Source organism: Microbacterium sp. Kw_RZR3 (assembly GCF_029222405.1).
Lineage (GTDB): Bacteria > Actinomycetota > Actinomycetes > Actinomycetales > Microbacteriaceae > Microbacterium.
Map to the genome: position 1 here is coordinate 1 of NZ_JARHXC010000308.1, position 17,527 is coordinate 17,527.

At 70.0% G+C, this 17,527-nt stretch carries 14 protein-coding genes and 1 pseudogene; 2 read left to right on the forward strand and 13 right to left on the reverse strand.

What is annotated here, in order from left to right; all coding sequences use genetic code 11:
- Window positions 1–235: pseudogene (locus tag P2P98_RS17045) on the reverse strand (IS30 family transposase); the annotation flags it as partial.
- 139 nt (window positions 236–374) lie between these two features.
- Between P2P98_RS17045 and P2P98_RS17050 the strand changes: the two are divergent.
- Window positions 375–986, forward strand: coding sequence for a zinc-binding alcohol dehydrogenase (locus P2P98_RS17050; RefSeq protein ID WP_275801453.1), 612 nt, complete (start codon window positions 375–377; stop codon window positions 984–986).
- 3 nt (window positions 987–989) lie between these two features.
- Here P2P98_RS17050 and P2P98_RS17055 read toward each other — a convergent pair whose 3' ends face one another.
- The 5 genes from P2P98_RS17055 to P2P98_RS17075 all read right to left on the reverse strand — a co-directional run bounded on the left by P2P98_RS17055 (window position 990) and on the right by P2P98_RS17075 (window position 6,118).
- A complete protein-coding gene (locus P2P98_RS17055) occupies window positions 990–1,325 on the reverse strand; it encodes a potassium transporter Trk (protein WP_275801454.1) in 336 nt (111 codons plus the stop codon).
- A gap of 130 nt (window positions 1,326–1,455) precedes the next feature.
- Window positions 1,456–3,717 (reverse strand): ABC transporter permease, encoded by a 2,262-nt coding sequence (locus P2P98_RS17060; protein ID WP_275801455.1) that lies wholly within the window; start codon window positions 3,715–3,717, stop codon window positions 1,456–1,458.
- Window positions 3,714–4,412, reverse strand: coding sequence for an ABC transporter ATP-binding protein (locus tag P2P98_RS17065; protein WP_275801456.1), 699 nt, complete (start codon window positions 4,410–4,412; stop codon window positions 3,714–3,716). Before P2P98_RS17065 ends, P2P98_RS17060 begins: the two co-directional genes overlap by 4 nt.
- A 12-nt stretch (window positions 4,413–4,424) precedes the next feature.
- The gene (locus P2P98_RS17070; RefSeq protein WP_275801457.1) at window positions 4,425–4,670 is read right to left on the reverse strand and encodes a 3-oxoacyl-[acyl-carrier-protein] synthase III C-terminal domain-containing protein; all 246 of its coding nucleotides are present in this window, start codon (window positions 4,668–4,670) and stop codon (window positions 4,425–4,427) included.
- 1,091 nt (window positions 4,671–5,761) lie between these two features.
- Window positions 5,762–6,118, reverse strand: coding sequence for a sterol carrier family protein (locus P2P98_RS17075; protein ID WP_275801458.1), 357 nt, complete (start codon window positions 6,116–6,118; stop codon window positions 5,762–5,764).
- 149 nt (window positions 6,119–6,267) lie between these two features.
- On the opposite strand from P2P98_RS17075, the gene purD reads away from it, so the two are divergent.
- Window positions 6,268–7,539 (forward strand): phosphoribosylamine--glycine ligase, encoded by a 1,272-nt coding sequence (gene purD / locus P2P98_RS17080; protein ID WP_275801459.1) that lies wholly within the window; start codon window positions 6,268–6,270, stop codon window positions 7,537–7,539.
- 118 nt (window positions 7,540–7,657) lie between these two features.
- On the opposite strand, the gene P2P98_RS17085 is transcribed toward purD, so the two are convergent.
- From P2P98_RS17085 to P2P98_RS17115, 7 genes are all read right to left on the reverse strand, one after another.
- A complete protein-coding gene (locus tag P2P98_RS17085) occupies window positions 7,658–8,422 on the reverse strand; it encodes an SDR family oxidoreductase (RefSeq protein ID WP_275801460.1) in 765 nt (254 codons plus the stop codon).
- A 188-nt stretch (window positions 8,423–8,610) separates the two neighbouring features.
- Window positions 8,611–9,897: a nucleotide disphospho-sugar-binding domain-containing protein gene (locus tag P2P98_RS17090; protein ID WP_275801461.1), complete on the reverse strand. Its 1,287-nt coding sequence runs from the start codon at window positions 9,895–9,897 to the stop codon at window positions 8,611–8,613.
- A gap of 34 nt (window positions 9,898–9,931) precedes the next feature.
- The gene (locus P2P98_RS17095) at window positions 9,932–10,561 is read right to left on the reverse strand and encodes a TetR/AcrR family transcriptional regulator (protein WP_275801462.1); all 630 of its coding nucleotides are present in this window, start codon (window positions 10,559–10,561) and stop codon (window positions 9,932–9,934) included.
- 10 nt (window positions 10,562–10,571) lie between these two features.
- On the reverse strand, window positions 10,572–11,210 hold the full coding sequence (locus P2P98_RS17100; protein WP_275801463.1) for a hypothetical protein: 639 nt from the start codon (window positions 11,208–11,210) through the stop codon (window positions 10,572–10,574).
- Window positions 11,211–11,302: 92 nt separating this feature from the next.
- Entirely contained in the window at window positions 11,303–11,863 is a 561-nt protein-coding gene (locus P2P98_RS17105) for a signal peptidase I (RefSeq protein ID WP_275801464.1), read from the reverse strand.
- On the reverse strand, window positions 11,860–14,601 hold the full coding sequence (locus P2P98_RS17110; protein WP_275801465.1) for a hypothetical protein: 2,742 nt from the start codon (window positions 14,599–14,601) through the stop codon (window positions 11,860–11,862). Before P2P98_RS17110 ends, P2P98_RS17105 begins: the two co-directional genes overlap by 4 nt.
- 87 nt (window positions 14,602–14,688) lie before the next feature.
- Window positions 14,689–17,469 carry an RCC1 domain-containing protein gene (locus tag P2P98_RS17115; RefSeq protein WP_275801466.1) on the reverse strand — a complete coding sequence of 927 codons (2,781 nt, stop codon included), beginning with the start codon at window positions 17,467–17,469 and terminating at the stop codon, window positions 14,689–14,691.
- Window positions 17,470–17,527: the final 58 nt, after the last annotated feature.

The following is a 17,527-nucleotide window of genomic DNA, read 5'->3' on the forward strand; positions in this document are numbered from 1 at the left end:
TCGACTCACCCCGGGCCACCCCGACAGCGATCTGCTCCCGCTCGAGAAGCGTCAAGAACCGTCCCGAGGGATCGGACAGCGACAGCGGCGACATGCCGCCAGCCTCCCGGAACCATTTCTCCGCGCCCTGCCGCGACGCGCCCGCAGCCTCCGCAGCATCCGCGGTCGACAACCCCACCGCGATACCTCGCCAGAACTCCCGCTTCACACTCCGCAAAACGCTGAACACCGCCACACCCCTCAATCAGGGTGTTGCACTGACCCGTTGACCCCGCCAAGCTGCGGCGCCCTCCGCTCCCTGAAGTTCCTCCCGGGGGAGCGCGCCCGCCGCAAGGCCCATCCCCCACCGTCGAGACCGTCCCTACAATGACGCCATGACGGCAGGCCAGCCCGAGTGGGTGATCCGCGAGGACGCGGGGTCACCGGTGCTCGTCGCGCTCTACCTGCGTCAGGTGCTCGGCATCCGTTCTCCCGACGATCTGCCCTCCCTGCGGCGCGTGCCCGCCGCCGCGGAGACGACGAGGACGGATGCCGCTCAGTCGGAGCTCGAGAGACAGTGGCGGGCCTATTGGGCGTTGACGGTGGAGCCGCAGGCGCATCCCTCCCCCGTCCCTCTCGAGCTGGTGGAGGGTTTCGACGGGCTGGTCACGCTTCCGGTTGAGGGCGCGGAGGCGCTGCGCGAAGCCGCGTCGCCCTTCGCCGACGAGGCCACCGACTTCGCGCAGCAGGCTCATCGACGGTATGCGCGCGAGACGGCGGCGCGACCGGGGGTGTCGTATCGCGCCTACGCCAGCGCGATCGCTGCGCACGAACGCGCCGTGGGCCGTCGGGCGCACTCGTTCGAGCTCAACGTGCAGATCCTGCCGCTGACTCAGCGCGGAGTGTGGTGGATCGGCTCGCTCACGGTCGCTGTGACCGACGGTCTGCGCGGAGACGTGGCGGCGTTCGACTCCGCGATCCACCCGATCATCGCGGAGCTCGCCTGAAGGTCAGACCCCGTGCTGCTCGTGGTCGACGATGACCTGGCGGGTGCGTCCGCCGAGGACGCGCTCGAAGATCAACGCGACGATGGCCGCGACCGTCACACCGACGACCACGCAGATCAAGGCGGTGAAGCCGAACACCTGCAGCTGGGAGTAGACGACCTGCGTGTACGGGCTGACATCGGTGCTGTCGATCGCGAACGTCAGGATGAGGGCGACCAGGATGCCGACGAACGCGCCCGCGGCCAGGAAGACGCCGTACTTGGGCGCGCGGCGAACGCTGGCCGTCTCGATCTCATCGCGAGAGAAGGACGGTCGTTCGGGGGCGGGCTGCTCGGCCATGAGTCCATTGTCCCACCCCCGCGCGGATGACGGGGCGCGGTGCCTACGCATCGAGCAGCGATCGCTCCGAGAGTCGAACCCTCCACACCGACACCCGTTACCCCGTGGAGCGGGGATCAGGTGATCAGGACTACTCAGCACCCTTCAACGCCCCCAGCACGTCGACCCGACGCAGACGGCGCGCCAGCAGGAACGATGCGCTCAGGCCGCACCCCACGACGATCACGACGCACCACGCGGTGGCGACCGGCGACGCGGCCGACGCGTACACGATGCGATCTGTGCGGAACACCGCCAGGTACGCCGACAGAAAAGCCATACCGGCGGGGATGCCGATGAGCGCGCCGGCGACGGTGATGGCGACGTTCTCGCGCAAGAGGAGGGCGCGGATCTCGCGCGGACGCACCCCCAGCACGGCGAGTGTCGCGTAGTCGCGGGTGCGTTCGGCGAAGGCCAGAGCGCCCAAGTTCACCAGCACGACCATGGTCAGCAGCAGCCCGAACCCTTTGATGAGCGCGAAAACATCGCCGAGGCCGTCGATCACCTGCTCAGCGTTCGCGCGCCGGTCGTCATGTGTCAGGACACTCGCGATTCCGGGCCGGCCCTCGAGCACCTCGGCGGCCTCAGCCCCGCGCGCCAGCAGCGCGTTCGGCGAGAAGACGCCGCCCGCGCGCTCCCACGCAGACCGCGAGAGAAAGAGCCCCTGAGGCTCTCCCGCGTCAGTGACCCCGCGCACGATGACGGCGACCCCCGTCGCGGAGCCAGGCGGAAGAACCGTGACCTCATCGCCGATCGCGATCCCGCGTGCATCGGCGAGCGCGGCGCTCACGAGCGCACCGTCGGCGGGCAGCGCGACGCCGGCATCACCGTCCGGCAGGCGGTAGAGGTCGCCGTCCGACAGGACGTTGACGGCTTCGCCCCCTGCGAGGCCGTCGCCTGGCATGACGAAGGACATCTGCCACTGAACGTCGGTGATTCCGGATGCCAGGGCCTCGCCCTGCTGTGACCATGCGCCCGGAGAGAGCCGCGCCTGCGCGTCGAAGAGGTACTGCGAATCGAAGGACCGGGCGACCTGATGGTGCAGGGAATCCGGCATCCCGAATCCCGCGATGAGAAGGGTGGTGCCCCCGACCGTCGCGGCAAGTGCAGTGAGCAGGCGCCCACGCGCTGTCGCGATCTCGCGCAGGCCCCACGCGTTCAGCGGTGACATTCGCCGAAGCCGAGGGAAGACGCGCCGAGTCGTCGCGGCCCCGCCGCGCATCGCCGCCGCAGGGTCCGTGCGCCGCGCCGCGCGAGTGGCGACGACCGACACGACCGACGCGCCCGCGACCAGCGCGACCGCGAGCGCCAGGGGCGCTGGGGTGTACGCCGGAATCCAGGCGACCAATCCGAAGCTCGACCGCTGCGACCGCAAGACGAACAGCGAGAGCACGGGAGCGAACGCGAAGCCGACGAGGGCGCCCGCGGCGACGACGATGGCGTACTGGGAGTAGTGCCGGCGCAGCTGCGTGTCGGTGACGCCGAGCGCTTTCAGCGTGGCGATGTCGCGCTGCTGCATGTCGACCAGTCGCCGCATCGAGGTGAACATCGCGAGCATCGCGACCGCCAGGAACAAACCGAGGAACAACAGCGACAGACTTCTGATCTGTCGAATGCGGTCGGTCAGCCCCACCACTCCCGGCTGAGAGGACCGGTCGTACATGGCCAGTCGGTCGGCCCCGAGCAGCCCGGGCACCCCCGCCATGATCCGCTCGGGCGAGCCCGCCAGGGCAACGGACACGCGACTCGGCCCGAGCGCCTGCATCTGCTGCCGCGAGACATAGGCGTAGCCGTACCTCGACGGGTCAGGCGCGTACAGACCATCGACTCCGGTGTCCGACACCTTGTCGGCCGACCGCACCCACGCCGCGACGGTGAAGGAGTGATCCGTCGCCGCGATCCGTAGCCGCACGGTGTCCCCCACCCGAAGCGCGTGTGCCTCGGCGAATGCGGCGTCGAGAGCGATCTGGTCGTCCGTGAGATCGTCCAGGCGTCCTTCGACCGGTTCCGGGACGTCGATCCGTTCCGGCAGCGCGCTCACGACGAGGTCGCCTCGACCACCGACGACCGCCGCATCGAGCAGACCCGTGGTCTCAGCATCCGAGACCCCCGGAAGACCCCGCAACGCGTCGACCTGTTCGGGCGACGCTGACGAAGCGGTGATCCAGACGTCCGCGAGGTGGGCCTCGGCATCCATTCGCTCCTGCTCAACCTGCATCCCCCGCCACCCGCCCTCGAGCCCGCCGTACACGGCCAGGCACAGCGCGCTCATGACGAACACGGCGACGAACTGCGCCGCCCGGAGTCGCAGATCGCGTAGGAGCTTTCGGCGCAGCAGGGCCGCGACGCTCATGAGACGGGAGGGCGGGAGTCGGCCACGACCCGCCCATCGCGCATCTCGACGATGTGATCGGCGAGGTCGCGGATCGCGGGGTCGTGCGTGACCACCGCCACGATCGCGCGCCCCTCACGTGCGACGTCCGTCAGCAGGGCCATCACCTCGACCCCCGATGCCGAGTCGAGGGCTCCCGTCGGCTCATCGCACAGCAGGACATCGGGCCCCTTCGCCAGCGCCCGCGCGATCGAGACCCGCTGCATCTGACCGCCCGACAGCTGCGGGGGAAAATGGCCAGCACGATCACTCAGCCCGACGCGCTCGAGCAGTTCGATCGACGTCGGCACGTCGGCGCGGTGACGAGAGGGGAGGCGACGCGCCAACTCGACGTTCTCGAGCGCCGTGAGCTGCGGGAGCAGGTTGTAGAACTGGAACACGAACCCGACGCGGTCGCGACGGAACTCCGTGAGCTTTCGCGGGCCCGCGTCCGTGAAGATGGTGCCGTTCAGTTCGGCTTGGCCCGAGTCGGGTGTGTCCATCGCACCGAGCACGTTCAGCAGCGTGCTCTTGCCCGACCCCGATGGTCCGACGATCGCCGCGAGCCCGCCGCTACGCAGGTGTACGGACACGTCGTCGAGAGCCAGGACCCTCGTCGCTCCCGTGCCGTACTCACGCGACAGCGCCGTGGCGCGCAGTCCTGTTCCGGATGCCATCCGCTGCATCCTTCAGTGCTGGTAGATGACGCCGCCGTAGAGCGTGCCCGCCCCTGTCCCGACGAGGAGCAGACGCTCGCCGTCGGCGATCTGCGCGCGATGGAGCGCGACGGGAATGCTCGCCGCGATGGTGTTTCCGAGCTCGGGGAGCGTGACGACGACTTTCTCGGGAGACCACAGCTTCGCCATCAGTTCGATGCCCGCGCGACTGGTCTGATGCGGCACGATCCTGTCGACGCTCGGCGCCCCCTTGTTCAACTTCGGTTCGATACTTTCCAGGAACCGGGGAAGGACCCTCAGCGCACCCCCCCATGAGCTTCATGCCGTCCATGTCGAACTGGTAGTCCGCTGCGCTCCCCTGGACGGATCCGGCCGGTAGGCGCGAGCCACCTCCCCGAATCTCGGCCGACTGGACGCCCTTCGTGTCGAGCAGGAACTGCGACGAGACGACGCCCTGCTGAGGGTTCACCGGTCGACTGACGACGACCGCGCCCGCGGCGTCTCCAATCAGCAATGAGCTTTCGAGTTGATCGAAGTTCAGCCCTCGGCTGCCGCCTTCCATCGCCACCACGAGAACGTTGCGAGCACGGCCCGAACTGACCAGGAATGCCGCTTCGCGCAGTGCGAAGAGAAAAGAGAGACATGTCCCGTGCATCGAGTACGCGTACCCACCCGTCGCCAGACCGAGGGCAGCCGCGATGATCGAGCCGCCATCGGGAATCGGCTGCAGGGGGGTGCCCGAGGCGTTGATGACGACATCGATCTCAGCCACCGAGAGATTTGCGGATTCGAGCGCACGGTGTGCGGCTTCGACGCCGAGGGCGAGCGGGTCCTCTCCGTCGCTCAGCCAGTGACGAGTGACGACGCCCGAACGTCTTATCGCCTCCTCGGTCGTGATTCCGCACAATCGCGCGACCTCCTCGGTGTGGACCACACGCGACGGCAAGGACACGCCCGTCCCGGAAATACGGCATGAAAGCAAGGACATCGGCAGCCCCCCGGTAGTCGATAGCGCCACATGCGTGGCGTTCCACCGACATTGGCGCAGAGCGCGCACGCCCCCTCACGAGCGCAGCCCAGCAGATGGAGGGTGAGCCCCATACCGCTGGGGATCGAAGATGCAGGACCACAACTGGGCATGGGCGGGGAGTACCTCGTGGTCCGCGCTCTCGCACCTCAGATTCCTGCGCGGCAATTTCGCCTGTCGGTTAGCCCAACGCGCCCGCTCGCGAGACACTCGCCCATCCGCTCCGCCTCAACGCGCCCCCTGTCGAGAACCCGGGCCGGCCCAAGATCGGACCGTCGGACCACGTCACGATCGATATCGTGCGGGACGATCAAGCCCCGCCCTACGGCCGCAACGGCAACAGCGCACTCAGGTCGGCGCGGACCCCCGAGGCCACGATGCGGCCGGCGGCGACGGCATCCGTCCAGTGCTCCCGGCCCGTGGCGACGGCGATCCAGGTGGCGGCGTCGGTCTCGACGACGTTGGGCGGGGTGCCGCGCGTGTGTCGGGGGCCCTCGATCACCTGTACGGCACCGAACGGCGGCACCCGCATCTCGACGGAGTTGCCCGGGGCCTTCTCGGCGAGCAGTTGCAGGAGGTAGCGCACGGCGGTCGCCGTCGCAGGACGCGGGGCGTCACCGGCGGCCACCGCCGCGAGGGCGGCCCGACCGTCGCCGGTCTCGATACGACGTGGGGGCATGGCATCCACGGTACTCGCGGGTCACGCGCGCGGGTCGAGTGCCCGCGCCGGGCTGCACGACCGCGACCGCGCGTACCGGCCGCGCAGACTGGACCGCACCGGCCATGCCGCGCGCCACGCGCGCAGAGCCCGCTCGGTAGGCTGGCCGCGTGAGAATTCTGGTCCTCGGTTCGGGCGCGCGCGAGCACGCCATCATCCTCGCCCTGCGCTCCGAAGAGGCATCGCACGCGATCTTCGCCGCTCCCGGTAACGCCGGCATCGCGCGCGACGCTCACCTCGTGGCGCTCGACGCGAACGACCCCGCCGAGGTGCTCACGTTCGCGAAGGACGAGGCGATCGACCTCGTCGTCGTCGGACCCGAGGCGCCGCTGGTCGCCGGAGTCGCCGACGCCCTGCGCGAGCACGGCATCCCGGTCTTCGGTCCGGGCAAGGCGGCCGCGCAGCTCGAGGGATCCAAGACGTTCGCGAAGCGGATCATGGATGCCGCGGGCGTCCCCACCGGACGCGCGGTGCGCGCCGCCGACCTCCCCACCGTCGAAGCAGCTCTGGACGAGTACGGCGCGCCCTACGTCGTCAAGGCCGACGGGCTCGCCGCGGGCAAGGGCGTCATTGTCACGTCCGACCGCGAGGCCGCGATCGCGCACGCCACGACCTACCTCGTCACCGGCGCGGTGCTGGTCGAGGAGTTCCTCTCCGGCCCGGAGGTGTCGCTGTTCTTCCTCAGCGACGGCGACCACGTGCTCCCGTTGAGCCCCGCGCAGGACTTCAAGCGCCTGCGCGACGGCGACGAGGGCCCCAACACCGGCGGCATGGGGGCGTACTCGCCCCTGCCGTGGCTCGACGAACGCTTCGGCAGCGAGACGGAGTTCGTCGACCAGGTCACGCGCGAGATCGCGGAGCCCGTGATCCGGCAGATGGATGCCGAGGGCACCCCGTTCATCGGACTCCTCTACGCCGGCCTCATCCTGACCGAGAACGGCATCAAGGTCATCGAGTTCAACGCCCGGTTCGGCGACCCCGAGACCCAGGTCGTGCTGCCGCGCTTGATCGACCCGCTGTCGGAGCTGCTGCTCGCCGCGGCCTCGGGAACGCTCGAGGACCGCCCGCGCCCCGCCTTCGCCGAAGCCGCCGCCGTAACGGTCGTGCTCGCGAGCGAGGGATACCCCGAGGCGCCGGTCACGGTTCGCCCCTTGACCGGCATCGACGACGCCGACGAGGTCGACGGTGTCCACCTCGCGCACGCCGCGACGGCGGCATCCGACCACGGGTTCACGGCGACCGGGGGGCGCGTGCTCAGCGTCGTCGCCCTGGGCTCGACGTTCCGCGAGGCGCGCGCCGCCGCCTACGAAGGGCTCGAGCGCATCGGCCTCGAGGGTGGCCAGTACCGCACCGACATCGCCGCGAAGGTCGCCGAGGACTGACGTCGGCGCGGGTGGCGCGGCATCCGCCCCACCCGTTCACGGCGTGTCCCGCCATGTGCCGGAGATCGCTCCGAATTCCGCACAGAACGGGACACACCGCGGGGTGCCCGCGCCACGCTCAGTCGAGAACGGTCACCGTCGGTCCGGCATCCACGAGGATCGCCTCGCCGCTCGCCCTGCGCGGCTGCGCGGTCACGAGATCGACCGCGGCCCGCGCAACGTCGTCGACCGGGGTGAGACGCCCGCTCGGCGCGAAGCCGGCCGCGAAGCCCGCCTTGTCGTCGGGCGCACCGCCGGTGAGGCGATCGACCATCGGGGTGTCGATCACCCAGGGGCACAGCGTGAACACGTCGATCCCGGCCTCGGCGAGCAGCGGCGCGGCGCTGCGCCCCGCCGCGACCACGCCCGCCTTCGCCGCGGCGTAGGGCACGGCGATCGGCACCGGCAGCACCGTTCCGACGAACGACGCCGTGTTGACGATGACCCCGCCGCGCCGCATGTGCGTCGAGGCGTGATGCAGCCCCGACAGCACACTCGTGAGGTTCGCGTCGACGACCTCGCGCAGGGCCTCGGGCGTCCAGTTCTCCATCGGTCCGATCGGACCCTCGGTGCCCGCGTTCGAGAACCAGAAGTCGAGCGGGCCCTCGGATGCCGCGACCCGAGCGAGCTCGGCCACGTCGGCGTCGCGCGTGATGTCGGCGGCGACGAAGAGCGCCTCACCGCCCGCGTCCGAGATCGCCTGCACGACGGCCGCGCCGCGCTCGGCGTCGCGGCCCGAGAGGACGACGCGTGCGCCCGCTGCGGCGAGACGGTGGGCGATGGCGGCGCCGATTCCGCTGGTGCCGCCGGTGACGACGGCGGTGCGTCCGGAGAGGTGGGTCATGATCTGTCTCTTTCTGTGGGACGGGGTGGGGGGTGGTTTGTGGAGTGGTGGACGAACCCGGCCGTGGCGCAGCGGACCGTCCGGCGGAGTTGACGCCCGACAGGCCGACTCAGGATGCCGCGAGCCCGGCGAGTCAGCCCGGACTCCGCGCGACGGCGCGTGCGAGAGGGGCCGCGATCGACCCGGGTTCAGCCGCGCGCGGCGAGCATCTGCTCGACGTCGTCGACGAGCCCCGCCGCCCCCGGCGCCACCGCGATCGCCTCGCCGACCGCCCGGGCGCGAGCCGCATAGCTCGGATCCGCGAGGATCCGCTGAACGGCCGAGCGGATGGCATCCGGGGTCGGCCGACCCGTGCGCAGGTTCACGCCCACTCCGGCGTGCTGGACGCGCGCCGAGGTCTCGACCTTGTCTTCGGAATCGCCGGCGATGACGATCGGCACGCCGTGGCGCATCGCGTGGTGGAGCCCGCCGTACCCGCCGTTGGTCACGAGCACGCTCGTGCGGGCGAGCAGTTCGTCGTACGGCAGGTAGCTCGCCGCGAAGGCGTTCGCCGGCAGAGGCGGGAGCGTCTCGACGGCGCGCCCGCCGGTGGTCACGGCGACTTGGACGGGTAGATCCGACAGGGCCGCGAGGGTCGGTTCGATGACCTCGCTGTAGTCGGAGTTGGCGACCGTTCCCTGCGTGACGTGCACGAGTGGGAGGGCCGGGTCGAGGTCGTCGAACCAGGCCGGGGCGGGCGTCGGCCGGGTCGACGCGGTGGGCATCGGACCGTAGAACCGCAGGTGAGCGGGCGCATCGCTGCGCGGATACTCGAACTCCTCGACCGTGAAGTGCGCGAGCAGGTCGCTGCGCGAGAGCACGTCCATGAAGAACGCGCCGTTCAGGGGTGGCGCCCCGACACCGGCGAGGAGGAGGTCCAGCGACCGATGGACCGGCCGCAGCACGGCCTTCGCCGTCACGCCGAGGACCCGATTGCGCAGACGGTTCAGCACCGGCTGACGCAGGGGCGTGATGCCGAGACCGTAAGGCGGAGTATCGCGACTCGAGAATCCCGCGGCGGTGATTCCGCACATGACGGTGAGGGGACGCTCGGAGCGCGGTCGACCGAACAGGGTCTGCACGCCGAGGAAGAGCATGTCGTGCAGCACGACGTCGGCCGGCTCCTCGGCCAGGATCTGCTCGAGGGCGGCGGCCGCGGGGCCTGCGGGGTCGAGGAACGCGCGCTCGACACCGCGGTTGATCGCCGCGAGTCCCCGCTCGCGGACGTCGTCACCCGTTCCGATGTCGTCGAGCGTGTCGGCCTCGGGCGGCAGGGCCAGAAACCGGATGCCGGCGGCCTCGACCATCGACCGGTATCGGGCACCCGTGAGCAGACGCACGTCCCATCCGCGACGCTGGAGTTCGGTGGCGACGACGAGGAGAGGACCGACGTGTCCGACGGCGGGCATGCTGCAGATGAGGGCAGAGGAGGTCATTTCTTCGTTCTTTCCGGACGCCCCCGCCGAGGATCTACGCGAGATTGTCGGCGAGGTGAGTGAGCTGCGCGGTGAGCCACGACCGATACGCGGCGAGGTCCCACCCGCGAGCGACGATGAAGTGCGTCCACGGGTCGGGGCCTGTGATGAGGCCGAGGACATCGGCGGCGATCGCGACCTGATCGACGCGGATTCGCTCGCGCTGGAGGAACCAGCCGGCGGCGATCGCCATGTCGCGGTGACGGCGCATCTCGAGGTCGAGGTAGGCGACGCGCACCTCGGCGTCGCCGTCGGCCGCGGCGAGCATGGCCCGCACGATCGCCGCGGAGCGCTGGTTCGCCTCGATGAGGAAGTCGACGTAGCGAGCGATCGCGGCGTCGGTGTCGGGCTCGCTCATGATCTCGACGAGCGCGGGACGCTCGGTGAGCGAGTGCCGCCCCTCGTCGCCCGCGAAGGTCCGTTCGAAGGCGGCGATGAGCAGAGCGTGCTTGGGACCGTTCAGGTGCACCGTCGGAACCGACACCCCCGCCTCGGCCGCGATCGCCTTGATGGAGGTCGCGACGTAGCCGTCGCGGACGAAGAGCCGGCCCGCCGTGTCGACGATGTTCGCGCGAGTGGCGGCCGCCTCGGCCTGTCGCTTGGGGGACTGATAGCTGCGGGGCACGTCCCACACGCTACTTCGCTGCGGCGGCGCCGGCCCGGGCGATGAGGAGTCCCGCGATGATCTGCGCGCCCGTGGACACGAAGTACATCGCGTTCGTCAGCCACTCGACGGAGCTCGCGTTGATCACGGCACCGAGCGCGAAGCCGATGATCGCCAGCACGAGCATCGCCCACCGCGCGGGGCCGGTGAGCACCCGTGCACGCGCGACGATGATGCCTCCGACGAGCAGCAGCACGCCCTGGACCGCGCTCATGGCGAACAGGAACGCCATCGCTCCGTCGGTGGGCTCGGCCGTCGGCAGGAGGTAGGCCGCGAGCAGGTACATGCTCTGGTTCGCGAGGAAGAAGGCACCGAAGCCCAGCAGGGCGATCTTGCCCACGAGCGACGAGCCGACCGCCCCCTGACCGTCGCCGCGGCCGAGAGCGAGCGGGAACATCGCCGCGACGTGGGCGAGGGTGCTCGCGAGGAACAGCACCCAGAACGCGGCGGCGGGCCCCGGTTCGGAGGATACGTCGGTTCCGATCTCGAGGGCGGTGGCAGCGGTCAGCAGCACACCTCCGGTGAGGATCAGGATGCCGGCAGCTCGGGGCCATGAGGGGCTCGAGGAAGCAGGGGAAGAAGAGCGAACACTGAGGGTGGGAGCGGTCATTGGATGACTCCTTCGATGAGGCGAGGCGAGAAACGCGAGCGGGGTGAGAGTCATCCCGATCCGTTAATTAAATATATCTGCGTATAAGTCAATTACGGAAGCGTTTTGGCCCGAACCTCTCGACGAGTTGTCGGCTGCGCATCGTGGTCGAGGTCCACCGGAGCGACCGGGCCGCGGCCGCGTCGCACCGGGAGCGGCAGGAAGATCAAGCCGATGAGCAGCACGACGAGCGACAACCGCATCGGCAGCGTGTCGACGGCGAGAAGCACCGTCGCCGGCGGGCCCTCGAGGTGATGGCGAACGACGCCGCGCACGTCGGAGACGGCGACAGGTATCGGGTCGGCTTCGGCGTTCGCGTCTCCGCGGAGCGTCAACGAGTCGCCCTCGACGGCGACGATGCGGTGCGTGTAGCGCCCCGATCCCGGCGGCTCGACCGTGACGATCGCGCCCGGCACGAGCTCGTCGGGCTCAGCGCGGCCGACGAAGAGCACGTCACCGAGGTGGAAGGTCGGCACCATGGAGTCGCCGTCGACGCGGACGATCTCCTGCTGCGTGACCGCGCCGTAGGCGAACGGACCGCCGAGAGCGGCGAGCAGGACCGCGACGATGATCCAGCGGACCGGAGAGAGAGCGGCGCGCAGAGTACGGTTCATCGTGCGATCGCCGCGGCCGCGGCAGGCGAGGCCCACCCGAGATAACGGTACGAGACGGTGTACGTCACGGTGCCGGGCAGCGTACAGTTTCGCCCGACAGGGGTCGACGGAGCCGCACAGAAGGAGAAACTCTGCGGCGGAAGTGGGCTCAGCTGCCCCGGGCTCAGCTTGAGCATGCCGAACCCGTCGAAACCCGCTGCCCAGGACGTTCCGTCGGAAGCGACGGCAATCGACTGCAGCTGCGCCGCGCTCACCTGCACGATGCCCGGCGCGGAGGTGGAGGAGGCCCAAGACGTCTGCATAGGCTTTGGCGTGGAGTACGCGGTCCTGATGTCACCGAGACCCAGCTGCCCGACCCCGTTGCCTCCCCAACCCCACACGTCGCCACTCGACGTCACCGCGAGCGACGAGAGGGGCCCCGCGCTCACTTGAGCGATCGACACACCGTCGCCCCACGATCTCGTCACCGGTTGCGGGCGGACGGCCGAGTGCTCTGCACCGTCGCCGTCGCCGAGGAGCCCGTTGTTACCGATCCCCCACGCATAGACCACACCTTCGCGCGTGAGCGCGAGAGAGTGCCCCTGTCCCGCGCTCACCTGTCGGATGAACGGGATAGAACCGCCGCTCGGCCAGGACACGGGCCTGGGCACGCGTGCAACGTGGGCGCTTGCGTCGCCATCTCCCAACCCGCCCCCGGCGCCGTCCCCCCACGCCCACACCGCCCCGTCTTTCGTCAACGCCAGGGAGCGATTGCCGCCCGCGCTCACCTGCCCGACAGGGGCACCTTGCAGTCCGCTCCGCGCGGGAACGGGAACCGCCGAGTTCTGCGCTTCGCCGTTGCCCAGCTGCCCCTCCGTACCCCGCCCCCACGCCCAGACGTCCCCGTCGGTAGTGACAGCCAGGGAATGTTCTGTACCCGCGCTGATCTGCGAGATCCGCGCAGTGGTGCCCCAGGTCTTGGTGACGGGAACGGGCACGACCGAGTCCTGCGCGGTGTCGTTGCCCAGTCGACCGTCGGCTCCAGCCCCCCATGCCCACACCGATCCGTCCGATGCCAGCGCCAGGGAATGCGAGAATCCCGCGCTGACCTGCGTGATGCGCACCGCGGGCCCCCATGAGGGAGTGACGGGAACCGGCGTCTGTGCTCTGCTGCGGGAGCCGTTGCCCAGTCGGCCGTTGTCGCCTGACCCCCATGCCCAGACGGATCCGTCCGATGCCAGGGCGAGGCTGTGGGAGTAGCTCGAGCTGACCTGGGTGAATGTACGCTTGCCGATGAGAACCGGCACGATCTGGTCGGCGACGCTACCGTCACCTGTACGGACTGTCTGATTCCACCCCCACAACCCTCCTGACGACGTCACCAACAGCGACGGGGCCCGTCCGGCACTCACGTACGCGACCGCAGTATCCCCGCTGACCGCAACGAGCGCCGGCACTGATGCTCCCCGCCAGCTGTCGTCGCCGATTCGTCCGCTTGCGCCACCCCAGACCCAGACCTTTCCCGACGAGTCCAGCGCCAGCGAATGCTTGTACCCCGCACTCACCTGCGTCACGGTGTTCGCGCCGAGGGGCACTGAAACAGGGACGTTCGATCTCTTCGTGTTCGTCACCAACTGCCCGAAGTTGCCGTCGCCCCACGCCCAGACCCGCCCCGACGAGTCCACCGCCAGCGAGTGCGCCGCACCCGCGCTCACCTGCGTGATGGTGACGCCCGCGCCCAACGCCACTCGAACCGGCACCAGCGCGTCGTCGGCACCGCCGTTTCCCAAGCGCCCGAGACCGCCGGATCCCCACGCCCACGCCTGGCCCGACGAATCCACCGCCAGCGAATGCGCCGCACCCGCGCTCACCTGCGTGATCGTGATACCGGAGGCCAACTTCACGGGAACCGGCACAAACGCATCCTCGGCACCGCCGTTTCCCAGCCGACCGTTGCCTCCGGTCCCCCAGGCCCATACCTTTCCCTGCGAGTCCAGCGCCAAGGAGTAGTCGCTGCCCGCGCTCACCTGCGTGATCGTCACACCAGCCGGCCACCGGACCGACACCGGCACAGGCACGAGCGAGGAATCCGAACCGCCATTGCCCAGCCTCCCGTCAGCACCGGATCCCCACGCCCACACCGAACCAGCCGAATCGACAGCCAACGAGTGCCATTCCCCCGCGCTCACCTGGGTGATCGTCACACCAGCCGGCCACCGGACCGACACCGGCACAGGCACGAGCGAGGAATCCGAACCGCCATTGCCCAGCCTCCCGTCAGCACCGGATCCCCACGCCCACACCGAACCAGCCGAATCGACAGCCAACGAATGCGATCCCCCCGCGCTCACCATCCCGAACGGCTGCCCGCCCGGGTCGGTGAACGACGTCCCCGACGTCGTGCCCAACGTCTGCGCGGGACGCCCCTCGACCTGCCGCTGCACCGTGTACGTCACACCGTCGGTCACCTTGGCATCCGTCGCCCAGGACTGTGTCGTCGCTGCCGGCCACGACACCGTGTTCCCGGCCCCCGCGGCGGCGACGGTCGGCGAGAGCGCTCCGAGCGTCGCCGCCGACGCCGAGCCGGACACCGAGCGGGAGTCGGTGAACCAGGCCCCTGAACCGCCTACGACGGGAACCAGTAAGAGAGCCACGACTGCCAGAGCGGCGGCGCGACCGAGCGGGGCGGCGAGGTCCGAGCGGCGCGCGGACGAAGGGGCGACGCCGCGACGGAGCGAGCGAGAGAGCGAGAAACGCATGCGGGTTCTTTCAGAGGGAAGGGCGGGCCGCCTGAGCAACCGAGAGGTCACCCGCGGCGGAAAGGGAAGACACGAGCACCGCGCCGCTCATCGCGTGATCGCCGCCGTCGCGACCGGCGAGGACCAGCCGCGGTAATCGTAGGAAACGGAATACGTCGTCGTGCCGGGGAGCGTGCACGAGCGTCCGACCAGGGTGGACGGGGGTGGGCAATTCGCGGCCGCGAAAGCGGATGGCACCGCCACGGGTGTGGCCTGGTCCGCAACGCCTCCGTCGCCCAACTGTCCGGATCCTCCCGCACCCCATGCCCAGGCAGACCCGTCGGATGCCAAGGCCAAGGAATGCGATCCTCCGGCGCTCACCTGGGTGATCGACCGACCCGCGTCGTTCGACCATGCGGGGTTCACTGCCTGGGGAGTCAGCGCCGTTTCCATCTTTCCCGTGCCGAGCCTGCCGTTCGAGCCGTCGCCCCACGCCCAGACGGATCCGTCGGACGCCAGCACCATCGAGTGGACCCGACCCGCAGCCACCTGCGTTGCCCAGACTCGAGGAGAAGCCCTGAACCACGGGGCAGCGACATCGACGCGACCGCGGCCGTATCCCGGAGCCGACCCGTCGCCCAAAGCGACCGGATCCGATCCGCGGGAGGGGCGTCCACCCCACGCCCACACGTCTTTGCCGATCGACAGTTCCAGCACATGCGTCGTGCCTGCGCTGATAGCCTGCGCACCTCTCGGGGCGATCAGCTGCGGCTTGGCCGCGCGCTCCATGCCCTGCATCTGATCCGACCGCGCTACTCCCCATCCCCACAAGTCCCCCACCGAGGACACGACCAATGCGAAGCCCGGGCCGGCGCTAACATCCGACGCCCGATAGCCCGACAGCACCCAGTTCGACGGAAAATCCACCTTCGTCGGCACCGTCTCCGTCGTCGATTCATCGGAAATCGTTCCCCATTGCCACACGGAGCCGTCGGCCGCGATAGCGAGGCACTGACCACCGCCCACCGCGACCTTGGTGATCTTGAGACCGTTTCCGCCCGTCGAGGGAACCCGGACCGGAGTGGCGCTATCCCCTCGGACATCAGGACCCAACTGCCCATCGGAACCGCTGCCCCATGCCCACACCGAGCCGTCGGATGCCAGGGCCAACGACGTCGTGTCCCCTGCGGCGACCTGTGTGATCTTGCGGGTGGGATCGTCTGCCCTCCACGATGCGCGAACCGGCACGGGTAACGAGGACGAGCGGAAGCTCGGATCGCCGTCACCCAAACGCCCGTGGGCTCCATCACCCCAGGCCCATACCGAGCCATCGGACGCCAGCGCCAGAGAATGCGAGACACCCGCGCTGACCTGCGTGAGAGTGCGTGCACCGACCGGCCCAGGGACGGACTGGTCAGTGGTGGACCCGTTCCCGAGCAACCCGTTCCACCCGGGACCCCACGCCCAGACTGACCCGTCCGACGCCACGGCAACCGAGTGGGAAGCGCCCGCGCTCGCCTGGGTGATCCGCTTGCCCCGATCCCACAGGGCATCGACCCGCCGGGGCCCTGAGACATGGTCGCTTTCGTCCCCGTCCCCGAGCACCCCGTTCTCGCCGCTTCCCCACGCCCACACCGACCCGTCCGACGCCACCGCCAATGAGTGCATCGGGGCGGCGCTCACCTGCGTCGCACGCATCCCGGCATCCCACATCGCGTCGAGCCGTACCGGCCCTGAGACATGTTCCGACACGACCCCATCGCCCAAGCGCCCGAAGCGACCTGATCCCCATGCCCACACCGATCCATCCAGCGCGACGGCCGCCGAATGCCAGATGCCCGCGCTGACCTGCGCCACACGCACGCCGGCGTCCCAGAGCGAATCCACACGCAGTGGTTCTGAAGAGTGCCCGCTCGCAACCCCATCGCCCAGAACCCCCCACGCACCGGAACCCCAGGACCAGACGGAGCCATCAGACGCCACAGCCAACGCGTGCAACTCGCCCGCACTCACCTGCACCGCACGCACACCTGCGCCCCACAGTGCGTCGACCCGCACCGGCGCCGAGAAATGCCTGCTGGCATCCCTGTCCCCCAGCACCGCCCCCTCGCCGTCTCCCCACGCCCAGACCGATCCGTCAGATGCCACCGCCAAAGCGAACTGCTCTCCCGCGCTCACCTGCGTCACGCGGACGCCCGCGTCCCACAAGGCGTCCACCCGCACCGGCGCGGAGACGTGCGCGCTCGCGTCCCCGTCACCCAGCACTCCCCCGCCACCGAAGCCCCACGCCCAGACCGACCCATCCGATGCCACCGCGAATGCAGAGGAGGACCCCGCGCTCACCTGCGTCACCTGCACACCCGCGTCCCACAACGCCTCCACCCGCACCGGGGTCTGCGCGGGAGAAGCTGTCCCCTGTCCGTTCCCCAGCTGCCCGGAGGAATCGTCACCCCAGGCCCACACGGACCCGTCCGGAGCGACCCCGAAGGAAGCCGTCCCACCCGCACTGATCGTCCCGAACGGCTGCCCGCCCGGGTCCGTGAACGACGTGTACGACGTGGTCCCCAGCTTCTGGGCGGGACGCCCCTCGACCTGACGCTGCACCGAGTACGTCACACCGCTGGTCACCCCGGCATCCGTCGCCCAGGCCTGCTCCGTCGCCGCCCGCCACGACACCGTGTTCCCGGCATCCGTCGCGACAACGGTCGGTGACAACGCTCCGAGCGTCGCCGCCGAGGCCGAGCCCGACACCGACTGCGAGTCCGTGAACCAAGCCCCCGACCCGCCGACCACCGGGACCATCAGGAGCGCCATGACCGCGAGGGCCACGACGCGCACGGGAGCACGACGGGACGTCGCACGACGGGATGAGCGGAGGAGCAAGCGCATGAAGCTCTTTCGGGGAAGGCGAACGGCGGTGAGGCGGCGTCGATGGACGCGCCTCACC

Excerpts from the sequence above, each read along its gene's own strand:
- P2P98_RS17110 (WP_275801465.1), bottom strand. The coding sequence starts at position 14,601 with ATGCGTTTCTCGCTCTCTCGCTCGCTCCGTCGCGGCGTCGCCCCTTCG.
- P2P98_RS17100 (WP_275801463.1), bottom strand. The coding sequence starts at position 11,210 with ATGACCGCTCCCACCCTCAGTGTTCGCTCTTCTTCCCCTGCTTCCTCG.
- P2P98_RS17075 (WP_275801458.1), bottom strand. The coding sequence starts at position 6,118 with ATGCCCCCACGTCGTATCGAGACCGGCGACGGTCGGGCCGCCCTCGCG.
- P2P98_RS17055 (WP_275801454.1), bottom strand. The coding sequence starts at position 1,325 with ATGGCCGAGCAGCCCGCCCCCGAACGACCGTCCTTCTCTCGCGATGAG.
- P2P98_RS17115 (WP_275801466.1), bottom strand. The coding sequence starts at position 17,469 with ATGCGCTTGCTCCTCCGCTCATCCCGTCGTGCGACGTCCCGTCGTGCT.
- P2P98_RS17050 (WP_275801453.1), top strand. The coding sequence starts at position 375 with ATGACGGCAGGCCAGCCCGAGTGGGTGATCCGCGAGGACGCGGGGTCA.
- P2P98_RS17105 (WP_275801464.1), bottom strand. The coding sequence starts at position 11,863 with ATGAACCGTACTCTGCGCGCCGCTCTCTCTCCGGTCCGCTGGATCATC.
- P2P98_RS17060 (WP_275801455.1), bottom strand. The coding sequence starts at position 3,717 with ATGAGCGTCGCGGCCCTGCTGCGCCGAAAGCTCCTACGCGATCTGCGA.
- P2P98_RS17065 (WP_275801456.1), bottom strand. The coding sequence starts at position 4,412 with ATGGCATCCGGAACAGGACTGCGCGCCACGGCGCTGTCGCGTGAGTAC.
- P2P98_RS17085 (WP_275801460.1), bottom strand. The coding sequence starts at position 8,422 with ATGACCCACCTCTCCGGACGCACCGCCGTCGTCACCGGCGGCACCAGC.
- P2P98_RS17090 (WP_275801461.1), bottom strand. The coding sequence starts at position 9,897 with ATGACCTCCTCTGCCCTCATCTGCAGCATGCCCGCCGTCGGACACGTC.